This is a genomic window from Isoptericola sp. NPDC058082 (genome assembly GCF_042885055.1).
GTDB lineage: Bacteria > Actinomycetota > Actinomycetes > Actinomycetales > Cellulomonadaceae > Isoptericola.
Genome location: NZ_JBHVSQ010000005.1, coordinates 127,492 through 142,569, shown reverse-complemented (window position 1 = coordinate 142,569; position 15,078 = coordinate 127,492). Strand labels below are relative to the sequence as shown.

The 15,078-nt window shown below is 75.4% G+C and carries 13 protein-coding genes; 4 read left to right on the top strand and 9 right to left on the bottom strand.

The features are described from left to right. Positions 1 to 89 precede the first annotated feature (89 nt). The 4 genes from ACFVS0_RS09345 to ACFVS0_RS09330 all read right to left on the bottom strand — a co-directional run bounded on the left by ACFVS0_RS09345 (position 90) and on the right by ACFVS0_RS09330 (position 5,182). Positions 90 to 647 (bottom strand): hypothetical protein, encoded by a 558-nt coding sequence (locus ACFVS0_RS09345; RefSeq protein WP_430587790.1) that lies wholly within the window; start codon positions 645 to 647, stop codon positions 90 to 92. A 96-nt stretch (positions 648 to 743) separates the two neighbouring features. After that, positions 744 to 1,934, bottom strand: a complete 1,191-nt coding sequence (locus ACFVS0_RS09340; protein ID WP_430587789.1) for an MFS transporter — start codon at positions 1,932 to 1,934, stop codon at positions 744 to 746. Between the two features lie 51 nt (positions 1,935 to 1,985). After that, on the bottom strand, positions 1,986 to 3,872 hold the full coding sequence (locus ACFVS0_RS09335; RefSeq protein WP_430587788.1) for a glycoside hydrolase family 3 protein: 1,887 nt from the start codon (positions 3,870 to 3,872) through the stop codon (positions 1,986 to 1,988). Next, entirely contained in the window at positions 3,872 to 5,182 is a 1,311-nt protein-coding gene (locus ACFVS0_RS09330) for an MFS transporter (RefSeq protein WP_430587787.1), read from the bottom strand. Before ACFVS0_RS09330 ends, ACFVS0_RS09335 begins: the two co-directional genes overlap by 1 nt. 179 nt (positions 5,183 to 5,361) lie before the next feature. On the opposite strand from ACFVS0_RS09330, the gene ACFVS0_RS09325 reads away from it, so the two are divergent. Next, positions 5,362 to 5,997, top strand: coding sequence for a TetR/AcrR family transcriptional regulator (locus ACFVS0_RS09325; RefSeq protein ID WP_430549928.1), 636 nt, complete (start codon positions 5,362 to 5,364; stop codon positions 5,995 to 5,997). Positions 5,998 to 6,069: 72 nt separating this feature from the next. Here the strand turns inward: ACFVS0_RS09325 and ACFVS0_RS09320 are convergent, their stop codons facing one another. From ACFVS0_RS09320 to ACFVS0_RS09300, 5 genes are all read right to left on the bottom strand, one after another. After that, the gene (locus ACFVS0_RS09320) at positions 6,070 to 8,397 is read right to left on the bottom strand and encodes a glycoside hydrolase family 3 C-terminal domain-containing protein (RefSeq protein WP_430587786.1); all 2,328 of its coding nucleotides are present in this window, start codon (positions 8,395 to 8,397) and stop codon (positions 6,070 to 6,072) included. A 110-nt stretch (positions 8,398 to 8,507) separates the two neighbouring features. Further along, positions 8,508 to 9,017 carry a GNAT family N-acetyltransferase gene (locus ACFVS0_RS09315; RefSeq protein ID WP_430549930.1) on the bottom strand — a complete coding sequence of 170 codons (510 nt, stop codon included), beginning with the start codon at positions 9,015 to 9,017 and terminating at the stop codon, positions 8,508 to 8,510. Positions 9,018 to 9,055: 38 nt separating this feature from the next. Next, positions 9,056 to 9,376, bottom strand: a complete 321-nt coding sequence (locus ACFVS0_RS09310) for an AzlD domain-containing protein (RefSeq protein ID WP_430587785.1) — start codon at positions 9,374 to 9,376, stop codon at positions 9,056 to 9,058. Next, positions 9,373 to 10,083: an AzlC family ABC transporter permease gene (locus ACFVS0_RS09305; protein WP_430585367.1), complete on the bottom strand. Its 711-nt coding sequence runs from the start codon at positions 10,081 to 10,083 to the stop codon at positions 9,373 to 9,375. The genes ACFVS0_RS09310 and ACFVS0_RS09305 overlap by 4 nt, the downstream gene beginning before the upstream one ends. A gap of 49 nt (positions 10,084 to 10,132) precedes the next feature. Next, positions 10,133 to 11,599, bottom strand: coding sequence for an NAD-dependent succinate-semialdehyde dehydrogenase (locus tag ACFVS0_RS09300; RefSeq protein WP_430585366.1), 1,467 nt, complete (start codon positions 11,597 to 11,599; stop codon positions 10,133 to 10,135). 84 nt (positions 11,600 to 11,683) lie between these two features. Here ACFVS0_RS09300 and ACFVS0_RS09295 point away from each other — a divergent pair, with 84 nt between their 5' ends. From ACFVS0_RS09295 to ACFVS0_RS09285, 3 genes are read left to right on the top strand one after another with little or no spacing between them, the layout of a single operon-like run. Then, a complete protein-coding gene (locus ACFVS0_RS09295) occupies positions 11,684 to 12,223 on the top strand; it encodes an AAA family ATPase (RefSeq protein ID WP_430587784.1) in 540 nt (179 codons plus the stop codon). A 43-nt stretch (positions 12,224 to 12,266) separates the two neighbouring features. Continuing rightward, a complete protein-coding gene (dapA, locus tag ACFVS0_RS09290; RefSeq protein WP_430587783.1) occupies positions 12,267 to 13,205 on the top strand; it encodes a 4-hydroxy-tetrahydrodipicolinate synthase in 939 nt (312 codons plus the stop codon). Positions 13,206 to 13,227: 22 nt separating this feature from the next. Continuing rightward, the gene (locus ACFVS0_RS09285; RefSeq protein WP_430565051.1) at positions 13,228 to 14,913 is read left to right on the top strand and encodes a ribonuclease J; all 1,686 of its coding nucleotides are present in this window, start codon (positions 13,228 to 13,230) and stop codon (positions 14,911 to 14,913) included. Positions 14,914 to 15,078 lie beyond the last annotated feature (165 nt).

The window sequence follows — 15,078 nt, the reverse complement described above, 5'->3', positions numbered from 1 at the left end:
AGCGGCGCTTCGAGCGCGCAGCCGCAAACGAAGGAGGCCAAGCGCCCTCTCCGGTACTGTCGTCCCAGCCCCCCTCCCCCCCCCCCCCCTCACCCCTCCCCGCGCGGCACGCCCCCCGGGCCCAGGGGCGCCAGCCGCGCCCAGCAGTACAGCCCGTGGCGCACCTGGCGCGCACGGTCGGCGAGCTCGCCCAGCGCGACGAGCGCGGGAGCGAACCGGTCGGCGGCGGGTACGGCCCCGCCGCTCGAGGTCGCCCAGGAGCGCGCGACGGCGACCAGCCGGTCCGGGTCCGCGGCGGCCAGCGCCTCCGCGAGCTCGTCCGAGACGGCCACCACCCAGGGTCCCTCGTCCGCGCCGTCGACCAGGGCGCCGTGCCGCGGGTGCGCCGTGACCTCGGCGTACGGCCGCGCGCACAGCGCCTCCGCGACGCGCCCCAGCATCACGAACGGCTCCACCGCGGGCAGCCGGACGGTGTCGAAGAGCGGCCGGCCCGAGCCTCGCGCCAGCACGGACGGCCCCGCCTCCTGGTGGACCACCGTCGCGGCGACGGCGTCGGTGGGCGCCGCGAAGTAGTCGGTCACGAGCGGCGCGGCACCGTCAGCACGGCCACCGCGCGAGGCTCCTGGCAGCGCCCCCGACAGGTTCATGGGGACACGGTCGCACCCGGGTGCTACGGGCGCGTCACGGCGTCGTGACGGCTCGGGAACGGCTCGTCGGGACGGAGACGCCCTCGGCCGCCGGCCCTACGACGACGCGTGGCGCGGGAACGCCTGGCGGGCGACGAGGACCGCGACGAGCGCGACGGCGACGATCGCGGCCCCGGTCAGCGCCAGGGCGCGTGCCCCGGGACCGGCGACCACCGCCGCCCCCACCGCGGCGCCGAGCCCGATGCCGAAGTTCGAGGTCGCGTTGACGAACGCCCCGGCGACGTCCGCGGTGGCGCCCTGGGTGCGCAGCGCCGCGGCCTGGAACGTGGCGGGGATCGCGCCGAAGGCGGCGAGCCACACGCCCGCGGCCACGAGCACGCCGACGGTGCCCGGGAGGGCGAGGGCGAGCGCGACCAGGGACACGGCGATCGCTGCCATCGCGACGATCGTCAGGGCGCGCGGGCTCCGGTCGAGGTAGCGGGCGGCGCCCCAGAGGCCGACGAGCCCGAGAGCGCCGAACACCAGCAGCGCGGGGCCGACGGCCGGCTCGGACAGCCCGGCGGCGAGGAGCAGCACGGAGATGTACGTGTACACGGTGTACTGCCCGCCGAAGAGCACGGTGTTGGTGCCCACCACGAGCCCGAGCCGGGCGCGGCCGCGGCGGGCGGCCGCGGCGTCGCGCGGGGCGGCGGGCTCGACGGCGACCGACGGCAGCAGCCGCGCCACGAGCAGGGCGGTCACCGCGCAGACGGCCGCGAGCACGCCGAACGACCAGCGCCAGCCCACGGCGGCCCCGAGGGACGTGGACAGCGGGACGCCGAGCACGAATCCGAGCGTGCCGCCCGCGGTCACGAGCGTGAGGGCGCGGCCGGTGTACAGCGGGCTGACGAGGCGCGCGGCGTAGGCGATCGACACCGAGAAGAACACCGCGTGCCCCAGGCCGCCCAGCACCCGCGCGCCCGCCACCACGGCGTACGACGGCGCGACGGCCACCAGCAGGTTGCTCGCCGCGTAGGTGGCGAGCGTGGCGAGCACCAGGGGCTTGCGGGCGAGCGAGCGGGTCGCGATCGTCAGCGGCACCGCGCAGGCGGCGACCACGAACGCGTAGACGGTGACGAGCAGCCCCGCCGTCGACTCGCTCACCCCGACGCCGCGCGCGACCTGCGGCAGCAGGCCGACCGGCAGCACCTCCGTGGTGATGGCCACGAAGTTGGCGACGCCGAGGACGGCGATCCCCGCCGCCGCGTCCCGGACGGTGCGGGCGGGGGCAGGGGAGGAGGACGTCACCGCCTCATCCTCCCATCGGCGGTCGTCGTGCGTCGTGGGCGCCCACCACCGTCAGACCGGCAGGCCGTGGCCGAACCGGAACAGCGGGTCGGCGGTGTCGAACGGGACGTCCTCGCGGGACGCCTCGACGGCGGCCGTCGAGCGGGGCAGGTCGAACGGGAGGCGGCCCTCCGCGGGCACGGCGGCGGTGAGGGCGTCGAGCAGCGCGGGGGTGGAGGCCCCGAAGTTCACGACCAGCGACCCGCCGTCGCCCAGCGCCTCGAGCACCGGGCCGAGGATCGCCGGCCGGTCGAGGTAGACGTCCACGACCGTCGGCACCTGCGCCGCGACCTCGGCCACGTGCGCGACGACGTCCGCGGGGAAGTCGAGCGAGCCGGCGTGGAAGAAGCCCTCGAAGCCGGGGCCGCGGTCCTCGTACGGCGCCTTGAGACGCAGCAGCGCGACGTCCGCCTCGGCGGGGGAGGCGACGACGGTCACGCCCTCGGTCCCCCTGGCGCCCTCGATGCCCTCGACGTCGGACGCGCCCTCCACGTGGACGCGCAGGCCGCGGGCCAGGGGGAGGCGTGCCGCGCCGCCGGCCGCGGACGCCAGCAGGGTCACGGACCGCGACTGGGCGCGGCGCCCGGCGGCCACGAGGTCCGGGTGCCCGACGACGGACGCGGCGGCGTCGGGGTCGACGTAGCGGGCGCCGTCGAACAGTCCCAGCTCGAGCTTCTCGCGCAGCAGGCGGGCGACCGACTCGTCGATCCGCGACTCGGCGACGCGCCCGGCGCGCACCAGCTCCACGACGAGCTCGGGGCACGCCTCGCCGCCGAGCTGGTCCGCGCCGGCCGCGAGGATCTTCTCCAGCCGGTCGACGGGCGCCAGGTGCTCGACGCCCCAGGCGCGGGCGGGGAACGGCTGGCCCAGGATCTCGGCGTCGGACACCAGGCCCCAGTCGGTGCACACGACGCCGTCGAAGCCGAGCTCGTCGCGCAGCAGGCGCGTGAGGATCTGACGGTTGAACCCGAAGCCGACCGGCTCGACCGTCTCGGGCCCGTCGCCGAGGTCCGCGTCGAGGCCCACCGGCATGCCGTAGTACGGCATCATCTGCCGCGTCCCGGCGGCGAGCAGCGCCTTGAACGGCTCGAGGTGCTCGGCGAAGCGGCCGCCCGGGTACACCTGCTCCCGGCCGTAGGCGAAGTGCGGGTCCTCGCCGTCCTGCTGGGGCCCGCCGCCCGGGAAGTGCTTGGTCATCGTCGAGACCGACCGCTCGCCGAACGTGCCGGGCAGGCCGGCCTCGCGGGCGACGTCGCCGGTGGCCTGGAACCCGCGCACGTACGCGGCGCCCATCCGGCCGGTGAGCTCCGCGTCCTCGCCGAACGTGCCGTTCGCGCGGGCCCAGCGGGGCTCGGTGGCGAGGTCGACCTGCGGGTGCAGCGCCGTCCGGATGCCGACGGCGAGGTACTCGCGGCGCGCGGCGTCGGCGTGCTCCTCGACCAGCCGCTCGTCGCGGGTGGCGGCGAGGCCGAGCGTCTCCGGCCACTGCGAGAACGGCCCGGACAGCAGCGCGGTGCCGGGGTTGTCCGTGAAGGCGTGCCGCGGGTCGGTGGACACCGTGACCGGGATGCCGAGCCGGGTGGACGCCGCGAGCTCCTGGAGCCGGTTGTGCCACCGCGCGAACTCGCGCGCGGTCGGGGGCGCCGCGAGCACGTTGAAGTGCGTCATCTGCCGCTTCACGACCATGTCGGTGGTGGCGGGCACGCCCATCGCGGACGGCCCCTCGGACAGCTCGCCGCCGGAGCCCACCTCGATCATGGTCTGGAAGAGCTGGCCCGCCTTCTCCTCGAGGGTCATGCGTCCGAGCAGGTCGGCGACGCGCTCGGCGACGGGGCGCGACGCGTCGCGGTACGGGGCGTCGGCGGGCGCCGGGGCGGTGGCGTCGGTGTCGTCGGTCATCAGCGGGCTCCTCGGATGAACAGGGTGGCCACGGCGCCGAGGGCGACGATGACCGCGGAGACGGCGAACAGGGCGGTGTAGTTGCTGCCGCCGGCGCCGATGGCGAGGAACGCCGGGGCGAGGGCCGGGGCCACGGACTGCGGCAGCGCGTTGGCGATGTTGAACACGCCCATGTTCTTGGCGGCCTCGGTCTCGGCGTTGGGCAGCACGTCCGTGACCAGCGCGAGGTCGACGGCGAAGTAGGCGCCGAGGCCGGCACCGAACAGCGAGGCGCCCAGGTAGAGCATCGCGGGGCCCTGGACCAGGGCGAAGGTCAGCAGGCCGGCCCCGGCGAGCAGGGTGGCGACGACCACGAAGACCTTGCGGCGGCCCGTGCGGTCGGACAGCACGCCGCCCAGCAGGGAGGCGACCACCATGACGACGGCCTGCACGACCATGAGCCGCAGCTGCCAGCTCAGCGCCGTGGCGGTGTCGAAGCCGAACCGGTCGATGAGGAAGTACAGCTGGTAGGTGTTGTACAGCGCGAAGCCGAAGAGCATGAGGAAGCGGCCGAGGAAGGTCCACGCGAAGTCGGGGTGCTGCCGCGGCGAGACCCAGAAGCCCTTGAGGAACGCGCCGAGGCGGAAAGGGGCGACGTCGGCCCGGTCGAGGTGGCGGTCCTGGAGGACGGCCACGAGGGCGAGCACGCCGACGACGGCCAGGGCCGTGGGGACGACGAAGATCCAGATCTCGTCCGCCCCGGCCGCGGTGAACGCGAAGGCGAGCGCGATGCCGACCAGCGGCGCCAGCTGCTGGGCCATGCCGAGCAGGCTGGAGACGCGGGCGCGCTGGGTCTCGGCCACCTGGTCGGGCAGCAGCGCCTGGAGCGCGGCCTGGGTGCCGTTCATCGCGGCCTGCGTGACGGCCCACCCGATCACGACCATCCAGATCGCGGGCGCGAACGCGATGAGCAGGAGGCCGACGGCGCCGAGCAGCACGCCCCACAGCAGCCAGGGCCGCCGCATGCCGAGCCGCGACGTCGTGCGGTCGGACAGGGCGCCCGCGACCGGGTTCGCGACGAACGCGAAGAACGCGCCCACGCCGGTGACGAGGGCCAGGTTCGTGGCGCGGGTCTCGGGCGTGGACAGGGCGTCGACCTTGAGCGCCAGCGTGCTGACCACCGGCGTGAGCACCGCGATGTACAGCGTGAAGAACGCGAGGACGTAGGCGACGACCGTCCCGGTGCCCGCGGCGGCGCGGCCGGCCTCCGGGCTGCGGGTCGGGGACGCCGGGGACGGGCCGGTCGGTGCGGGGGCCTGAACGTCTGCCATGGACGACTCCTGATTCTCTGCCGGGCCCGCCGTCGGACCCGCCTGGCGACCAATGCCTACCGGCCGGTCGGGAAGCGAGGTTACCGCATGGTAGGTATTGGTGCCAAGGGTCCTGCTGGGGCGCGTGCGGGTGAACCGTCCCGTCCGGCGTGGCGGGCGAACGAGGGAGAATGGCCGACGTGAGCGACACGACGATCCAGGACGAGGCCGCGCCCCGCCGGGGCTACGCCAAGGGACGGGCCAAGCGCGAGGAGATCCTCCAGGCGGCGATCGTCGCGTTCGCCGAGGTCGGGTACCACGGCGCCTCCCTGCGGGAGATCTCGGCCCGCGTCGGCATCTCGCACCCGGGGCTGCTGCACCACTTCCCGACCAAGGCCGCGCTGCTGGAGGCGGTGCTGGAGCACCGCGACGCGGTGGACTTCGCGGACTTCGACACCGACGTCGAGCAGGGCCGCACCATGTTCGAGGCGCTCGTGCGCCTCGTGCAGCGCAACGCGCTGCGACGGCCCGTCGTCGAGGTCTTCACCGGTCTGGCCGCCGAGGCCACGTCCACCGACCATCCCGCGCACGACTACTTCGCGCGACGGTACGCGGACACCCTCGAGCGGGTCCGCACGGAGCTCGAGCGGCTCGCGGCCGACGGCCGGCTGCGCGACGGCGTCGACGCCGGGGTGGCGGCACGCACCGTCGTGGCGCTCATGGACGGGCTGCAGATCCAGTGGCTGTACTCGCTCGAGCGGCCGCGCGCCGAGCGTGTCGACATGTCCGCCGACCTGCGGGCCTACCTCGACCTGATCGTCGTCGACGCGGCCTGACGTCGTGAGCGCTCGATCGGTGTGGTCGGTGGTCCGGCCGGCACCGATCGAGCGCCCACGGGGTTTCGGGCGTCAGGCGTCGGCGGCCGCCACGAGCTGCTCGAGGGTGCCCCGGTCGAAGCCTGCCAGGCCGAAGTCGGCGATCACCGCGAGCGGCATGTCCGTGGCCATGGCGAGCATCGACGGGTCGATCGGCGTCGCCTCGAGGGCGGGCCGGATCATCGCCCCGGCGACCGGGTGGTCCAGCGCCTCGCCGAGCGTCGACAGCTCGTGCAGGGGGAGGGTGACGTCCTCGCCGACGACGTCGACCACGAGCTCGGCGCGCAGGTCGCGCGACGAGGCGCCCACGGCGACCCGGAACTCGCCGCCCTCGAGCGCCCAGCGGCGCAGCACGGGGTGCCAGTACGACAGGTCGCGGGCGTCGAGGTCGAACGTCACGACCCGCGACGCGTGCGGCTCGAGGTGCACCTTGGCGAACGCCTTGAGCTCGCGCTCGGGCCGCTGCACCTGGGCCTGCGGGTCCCCGACGTACACCTGGACGACCTCCGCGCCCGCGACGGCGCCGGTGTTGGTCACCCGGACCGACACGCGCACGCGGGTGTCGGGGCCGGAGCCGGTCACCTCGGCCGTGGCGTCGTCGTACGCGAACGTCGTGTAGGTCAGGCCGTGCCCGAACGGGTAGGCGACGTCGACCTTGCGGGCGTCGTACCAGCGGTAGCCCACGAGGACGCCCTCGCCGTACCGGACGTGGCCGAGCTCGCCGGGGAAGTTCCCGAAGGCGGGGGTGTCCTCGAGGCGCAGCGGGAGCGTCTCGGTGAGCCGGCCCGACGGCGCCACGGCGCCCGTGAGGACGTCGGCGACGGCGGAGCCGCCGGCCTGGCCGCCCAGCCAGCCGGTGAGCAGCGCGGGGGTGGCCTCCTGCCAGGGGGCCACCGAGATCGCCGAGCCGCCGGCGAGCACGACGACGACCCGCGGGTTCGCGGCCGCGACGGCGCGCAGCAGCGCGACCTGGTCGGCGGGCAGGTCGAGGTGGTCGCGGTCGTAGCCCTCGGACTCGTACGCGGCGGGCAGGCCGAGGAACACGAGCACGGTGCCCGCGCCGCGCGCCGCCTCGACCGCCTCGGCGACGAGGGTCTCGGGGGAGCGGTCCTCGGCCGGGCCCTCGGCCAGCGCGTAGCCCGGGGCGAACGGCAGGTCGGCGCCGGCGGCCGCGCGCAGCGCGGTGAGCGCGTCGTCGAGGCGGGTCGGGTTGACCTGCGAGGACCCGGCGCCCTGGTAGCGCGGGGTGCGGGCGAGCTCGCCGACGACGGCGGCACCCGCGAGGGCGTCCGGCGCCAGGGGCAGGAGGGGTGCGCCGTCGACGGGGTCGTTCCTCAGCAGCACCGTGCCCGCGGCGGCGGCCTCGCGGGCCAGCGCGTGGTGGGCGTCGACGTCGAACGTGCCGGGCGCGTCCTGCGCCGGGAGCGAGCGCGCGACGAGCTGCAGCACGCGGCGCGCGGCGGCGTCGACGAGGGACTCGTCGAGCGCGCCGGAGCGGACGGCGGCGACGACCTCGGCGTCGGTCCGGCCGCCGGACGACGGCATCTCGAGGTCGAGCCCGGCGGCGACCCCGGCGACCCGGTCGCGCACGGCGCCCCAGTCGGAGACGACGAGGCCCTCGAAGCCCCACTCGTCGCGCAGCACCGTGGTGAGCAGCCAGTCGTGCTGCGAGGCGTACACCCCGTTGACCTTGTTGTAGGCGCACATCACGGTCCAGGGCTGCGCCTTCGTGACGACGCGCTCGAACGCGGGCAGGTAGATCTCGCGCAGGGTGCGCTCGTCGACGTCGGCCGACACGCGCATCCGGTCGGCCTCCTGGTTGTTGGCGGCGAAGTGCTTGAGCGACGTGCCGACGCCGAGGGACTGGATGCCCTCGACCAGGGCCGTCGCGAGCTCGCCGGCCACCACCGGGTCCTCGGAGAAGTACTCGAAGTTGCGCCCGCACAGCGGCGACCGCTTGATGTTCACGCCGGGGCCCAGGAGGACGGCGACGTCGTTCGCGCGGGTCTCCCGGCCGAGGGCCTCGCCGACGCGGCGCAGCAGGTCGGCGTCCCAGCTCGACCCGAGCGCGGCGGCGGTGGGGAAGCAGGTGGCGGGCACGCTGTTGCCGAGGCCGAGGTGGTCCGCGGTCTCGTCCTGCTTGCGCAGGCCGTGGGGGCCGTCCGTGACCATGACCGACGGGACGACGGTCGCGCCGTCGCGCTCGACCGGCTGCGTGTGCCAGAAGTCGACTCCCGAGAGCAGGGAGGCCTTCTCCTCGAGCGTGAGCGACGCGAGCACGCGCTCGACGTCGAACGGGTCGGCGGGGTGCTCGGGGGTGCCGTCCGCTGCGGTGGCGGGCACGGTCTGGTCGAGGGTCACGGGGCGCTCCAGGGGTCGGCGACGGTGCAACGCCTGCAGCCTAACAAAAAACCTACCGTTCGGTAGGCAACTGGAGCGGCCGCCCGCGGTCGGGGGGAGCCCCGCAGGCGTCAGATGGCGGCGGACCAGCGCCGCTCGACGACGTCGCGCACGCCGGTCGCCAGGGTGCGGGACGTGCCGTCCGGCCCCAGGCCCGCCGAGCCGAGGAAGCGCTCGCGCGCGGAGTCGTCGTCGAGCACCCAGGTGACGACCTGCTCGGCGCCGTCCGTGCGGAGCCGGTCGACCGCGGCGGACAGCAGCCGCGAGCCGTGGCCGCCGCGCTGGTGCCGTGGCTCCACCTCGAGCGCCACGAGCTGGCCGGGGCCCACCGCCGCGAAGCCGACGATCTCCGGCCCGTCGAGGGCGACGAGCACCGCGAAGCCCGGGCCCGGCGGTGCCGTGATCGCGCGCGCCCAGCGTTCGCGCATCGTGTCGGTGTCGAGCGCGTCGACGACGCCGTCGCCCAGCGCCACCTCGTGGGTCGCGCGCCAGGCGGACACCTGGACACGCGTGACGGCGTCCTCGTCGCCGGGGACTGCCGGGCGGACGGAGACGTCGGCCGCCTCGCGGAAGAGTGCCATCCGGCCACCCTAGTGACCGGGCGGCCCCGTGCGGGTCGTCAGCCCCAGCCGAGGGCGCGCAGCCCCGCCGCGGTGGCGGCCGCCAGCACCACCACGAGGATGAACGGCGCGCGCAGCGCGAGGGCGATCGCCGCGACGGCGAGCGCGGGCACGCGCGCGTCGACGACGAGGGCCTGCCCGTCGGCGAACGTCTGCACGACGACGAGCGACACCAGGAGCGCCACCGTGACGAGCGTCGAGGTGCGCTGCACGCGGTCCGTCGCGAGCCAGTGCTCGGGGATGAGGTGGCCGGCGAGCTTGAGCGCGAAGCTGAGCAGCGAGGCGGCGAGGACGGTCGCCCACAGCACGGTGGTGGTCATGCGGCCTCCGTCCGGCCGTCCGGGGTGCGCGGCGTCGCGACCACGCCCACGGCGATCGCGACCGCCGCGGCGGCGAGCACGGGCACGCCCGCCGGGACGACCGGGATCAGCGCGGCGGTGACGACGACGGCGAGCGCCGCGACGACCTGCGCGCGCCGCGCGGCGAGCCGCGGCCACACGAGGGCCAAGAACGCGGCCCCGGCGGCGGCGTCGAGCCCCCAGGCGCGGGGGTCGCCGAGCGCGTCCCCGGCGAGCGCGCCCACCAGCGTGAACGCGTTCCACAGCACGAAGACGCCGACCCCGGTGACCCAGAACCCGGCCCGGGTGGCGGCCCGCTCCCGCTGGCCCACTGCCACCGCCGTCGACTCGTCGATGGTGAGCTGCGCCGCGGCGAGCCGTCGCCAGCCGCGCACCTCGAGCAGCGGCGCGACGACGGCGCCGTACAGCGTGTTGCGCACGCCCAGCAGGGTCGAGGTGGCCACGGCGGCGACGGGGGAGCCGCCCGCGGCGACGACGCCGATGAGGGCGAACTGCGACCCGCCGGAGAAGAGCAGCAGGCTCAGCGCCATGGTCTGCGGCACGCTGACACCGGCCACGACCGAGAGCGCCCCGAACGAGATGCCGTACAGGCCGGTGGCGAGCGCCACGCTCGCCCCCTGGCGGACGGCGGACCGCACCGCCGGGTCGCGCCCCTCTCCACGTGTCACGCCGGTAGGAAACCACGGCCCGCCCCGGCGCGGGAAAAACGTCCGTCGCTCAGAGCGCCACGTACACCGTCTCGAGGAACTCCTCGAGGCCCGCCTCCCCGCCCTCGCGGCCCAGCCCCGACTGCTTCATGCCCCCGAACGGGGCGCTCGCGTCGGAGACCATGCCGCGGTTGATCCCGATCATCCCGGCGTCGATCTCCGCCCCGACGCGCAGGGCCCGTTCCAGGGAGGTGGTGTAGGCGTACGCGGCGAGCCCGTACTCGGTGTCGTTCGCGAGGGCGAACGCCTCGTCGTCGTCGGCGAACCCGACGACGGGCGCCACCGGGCCGAAGATCTCCTCGCGCACCGCCCGCGCGTCCCGGTCCACCCCGGCGAGCACGGTCGGCTCGAAGAACGTGCCGGGACCGTCGGGGCGGCCGCCGCCCGTGAGCACCTGCGCGCCACGGTCCGTGGCGTCGTCGACGAGCCCGGCCACCTTCTCGACGGCCCCGGCGTCGATGAGCGGGCCGACGTCGACGCCGTCCGTGTCGCCGCGCCCGACGCGCAGGCCGGCGAACCGGTCGGCGAGGCGCTGCGCGAACTCGCGGGCGACGGAGTCGTGCACGAGGAAGCGGTTGGCCGCGACGCACGACTGGCCGGCGTTGCGGAGCTTCGCGACGGTCGCGCCGTCCACGGCGGCGTCGAGGTCGGCGTCGGCGAAGACCACGAACGGCGCGTTGCCGCCGAGCTCCATCGACGTGCGCAGCACCTGGTCGGCGGACTGCTTGAGCAGCGCGCGCCCGACGGCGGTGGAGCCGGTGAAGGACAGCTTGCGCAGCCGGTCGTCGGCGAGCAGCGGCGCCACGAGGTCGCCCGAGCTCGCCGTGGGCACGACGTTGACGATGCCGCGCGGGAGCCCGCGGTCGGCCGCCTCGGAGCGGATCACCTCGGCGACCAGCATCGTCGTGAGCGGGGTCTGGTGGGCGGGCTTGATCACGACCGTGCAGCCCGCCGCGAGCGCCGGGCCGATCTTGCGCGTCGCCATGGCGATGGGGAAGTTCCACGGCGTGACCAGCAGCGCCGGGCCGACGGGGCGCCGGTGCACGAGCTGCCGGTTCGCGCCGGCGGGAGCCGTGCGCACCAGGCCGTCGGCCCGGACGGCCTGCTCGGCGTACCAGCGCAGGAAGTCGGCGCCGTACGCGACCTCCGCTCGCGCCTCCGCGAGCGGCTTGCCGCACTCGGCGGTGATGAGCGAGGCGACGGCGCCGCTGCGCGCCACGAGCCGCTCGTAGACGGCGCGCAGCAGCTCCGACCGCTCGCGCGGCGCGACGGCACGCCACGCGGGTGCGGCGTCGGCGGCCGAGGCGAGCGCGCGGCGACCGTCCTCGGGGGAGGCGTCGGCGACGTCGAACAGCACCTCGCCCGTCGCGGGGTCGGTGACCTCGAACGTCCGCCCGCCCGAGGCCGCGGTCCACTGACCGTCGGCGAGCATGCCGGTCGGCAGGTGGGCCACGAGCGCGGGGGACAGCGAGCTCATGCCCCGAGTATGCACAGGGGTCGGTCCGCTCGACACGGGGAGCGGACGACCTTCGCCCCCGGCGCCGTTCCCTACGATCGGCGGATGGGCGACGGGCGGGACGGGGGCGAGGTGACGCTGCTCCTGCTCAACGGGTTGCCGGGCGCCGGCAAGTCGACCGTCGCGGCGGCGCTCGCGGCCGGGCGGCCCGGCACGCTCGTCCTCGACGTGGACGTGGTCCGCACGCTGATCTCCGGCGACCCCGCCCGCGCGGCGGAGCCCGCCCGGCGCCTCGCCCTCGACATGGCGCGCTCGCACCTGCGGGCCGGCGCGAGCGTCGTCGTCCCGCAGCTCGTGGCGCGACCCGACCAGGTGGCCCGTTTCGCGGACGCCGCGGCGGACGGCGGGGCGCGGTTCGTCCACGCGATCCTGCGGGTCTCGCCGGCGACGCTCGGGCACCGGGTGGCGGCGGACGGTGCTGCCGGCCGTGCGGCGCACCGCGCCGACCTCGCCGCCGCCGCCCTGGGCGCCTACGCGGCGGGCCTGCGCGAGGTGGTCCGCACGGCGGGCGCGGTCGAGGTCGACGCCGACGCGGCGGGCGTCGCCGACCTGGCGGCCCGGCTGGGGCGGCTGCTCGACGGGTGAGTCCGGTCCGTCGGGCGCGGTCGCGCCCGGTACGGTTGACCTCATGACGCTCGCCCTTGCCGCCGCGCGCCCTTTCGGCGCCGTCCTCACCGCGATGGTGACCCCCATGACGCCCTCGGGCGACCTGGATCTGGATGCGGCGGTCAAGGTGGCGAAGCGCCTGGTGGACGACGGCAACGACGGGCTCGTGCTGTCGGGGACCACCGGCGAGTCGTCGACGACGCACACCCCGGAGAAGGCGGACCTCGTGCGCGCCGTCGTGGACGCGGTCGGCGACCGGGCGTACGTCCTCGCGGGCGCCGGGTCCAACGACACCGTGCACGCCGTGCGGATGGCGGAGCAGGCGGCGGAGGCGGGCGCCCACGGGCTGCTCGTCGTCTCGCCGTACTACTCGCGTCCGTCGCAGGAGGGCCTGTACCGGCACTTCGCGACGGTCGCCGACGCCACCGAGCTCCCCGTGATGCTGTACGACGTCCCGGGGCGCACCTGCGTGCGGATCGCGGCGTCGACCTACGAGCGCATCGCGCGGCACCCGCAGGTCGTCGCGACGAAGGACGCCACCGGTGACGTGTCGTCCGTCGCCCCCCTGGCGGCCGCGACGGGCCTCGCCTGGTACTCGGGCGACGACAGCCTGCTGCTGCCGTTCCTGTCCATGGGCGGCGCCGGCGTCGTGTCCGTCTCCGCGCACGTCGTGGGCGGGGCGTTCGCCGAGGTCGTGCGCCGCTGGGACGCCGGTGACACCGCGGGCGCCCTGCAGGCGTACCTGCCCACCGTGCCCGTCATCGAGGCGCTCAACGGCGCCGGCGCCCAGGCCGTCATGGCCAAGGCCGCGCTCGAGGTGCTCGGCGTGCTCGACAACCGCGAGCTGCGTCTGCCCAACGTGGCCGCCTCCGAGGACGACGTCGCGCAGCTGCGCGACGCCCTCGCGACGGCGGGCTACCTGAACGACGGCGTCCGTGCGGGCGCCACCACACTTCCGTAAGACCGACCGGCCTGGAGGCCCCGTGAGCCACCCTCACCCCGAACTTCCCCTGCCCCCCGCCCTGCCGTCGAAGGGGCTGCGCATCGTGGCCCTCGGCGGCCTGGGCGAGGTGGGCCGCAACATGGCCGTCCTCGAGTACGAGGGGCGCCTGCTCGTCATCGACTGCGGCGTCCTCTTCCCCGAGGACCACCAGCCCGGCGTGGACCTGATCCTGCCGGACTTCGAGTACATCAAGGACCGCCTCGACGACATCGAGGCGATCGTCCTCACGCACGGGCACGAGGACCACATCGGCGCCGTGCCCTACCTGCTGCGGCTGCGCCGGGACATCCCGCTCGTCGGCTCGCGGCTCACCCTCGCGTTCGTCGAGGCCAAGCTCAAGGAGCACCGCATCAAGCCGGTGCTGCGCGTCGTGGCCGAGGACCAGACCGAGCGGTTCGGCCCCTTCGACTGCGAGTTCGTCGCCGTCAACCACTCCATCCCGGACGCGCTCGCCGTCGCCGTCACGACCGGCGCCGGCACGGTGCTGCACACCGGCGACTTCAAGATGGACCAGCTGCCGCTCGACGGCCGCATCACGGACCTGCGCGCCTTCGCCCGGCTGGGCGAGAAGGGCGTCGACCTGTTCATGGTCGACTCCACCAACGCCGAGGTGCCCGGGTTCGTCACCAACGAGGTCGAGATCGGCCCGGCGCTGGACGCCGCCTTCGCGCAGGCGGAGAAGCGGATCGTCGTCGCGTCGTTCTCCTCGCACGTGCACCGCGTGCAGCAGGTGCTCAACGCCGCCCACGCCCACGGGCGCAAGGTCGCCCTGGTCGGCCGCTCGATGGTGCGCAACATGGGCATCGCCGCGGAGCTCGGCTACCTCGACGTCCCCCCGGGTGTCCTCGTCGAGCTCAAGCAGGCCGCGAGCCTGCCCGACGACCGCATCGTCTACATGTCCACCGGGTCGCAGGGCGAGCCGATGGCGGCCCTGAGCCGCATGGCCAACGGCGACCACAAGGTCCAGGTCGGCCACGGCGACACGGTGATCCTCGCGTCGTCGCTCATCCCGGGGAACGAGAACTCGGTGTTCCGGGTCATCAACGGGCTCACCCGTCTCGGCGCGCGCGTCGTGCACTCCGGCAACGCCAAGGTGCACGTGTCCGGCCACGCGAGCGCCGGCGAGCTCCTGTACTGCTACAACGTGCTCAAGCCGAAGAACGTCATGCCGGTGCACGGCGAGGTGCGTCACCTCGTCGCCAACGGCGCGCTCGCCGTCCGCACCGGCGTGCCCGCCGACCGCGTGATCCTCGCCGAGGACGGCGTCGTCGTCGACCTCGTGGACGGCAAGGCGTCCGTCGTGGGCGCGGTGCCCTGCGGCTACGTCTTCGTCGACGGCTCGACCGTGGGCGCGGTCACGGAGAACGAGCTCAAGGACCGCCGGACGCTGTCCGAGGAGGGCTTCGTCTCGGTCTTCGCCGTCGTCGACACCGCGACCGGCAAGGTGATCGCCGGCCCGCAGATCCTCGCCCGCGGCATGGCGGAGGGCAACGCGGTCTTCGAGGAGATCCAGCCCGACGTCGTCGCCGCGCTCGAGAACGCGATCGCGGGCGGCGCCACCGACACCTACCAGCTGCAGCAGGTGATGCGCCGCGTCATCGGGCAGTGGGTCAACCGCCGCCTGCGCCGCCGGCCGATGATCGTGCCGGTGGTCGTCGAGGCCTGACGGGCCGGACGCCCTGGTCAGGGCGCACGAGCGGCGGGGGGGGCGCAGAGGGTTTTGGGTGCGCCCCCCCCCCCCCCCCGGGTTCTCTGCACCCCCCCCCCCCCCCCCCCCCCCCCCCCACCGCCCCCCCCACCCAAACACACACCCACAAACCCCCCCCACCCC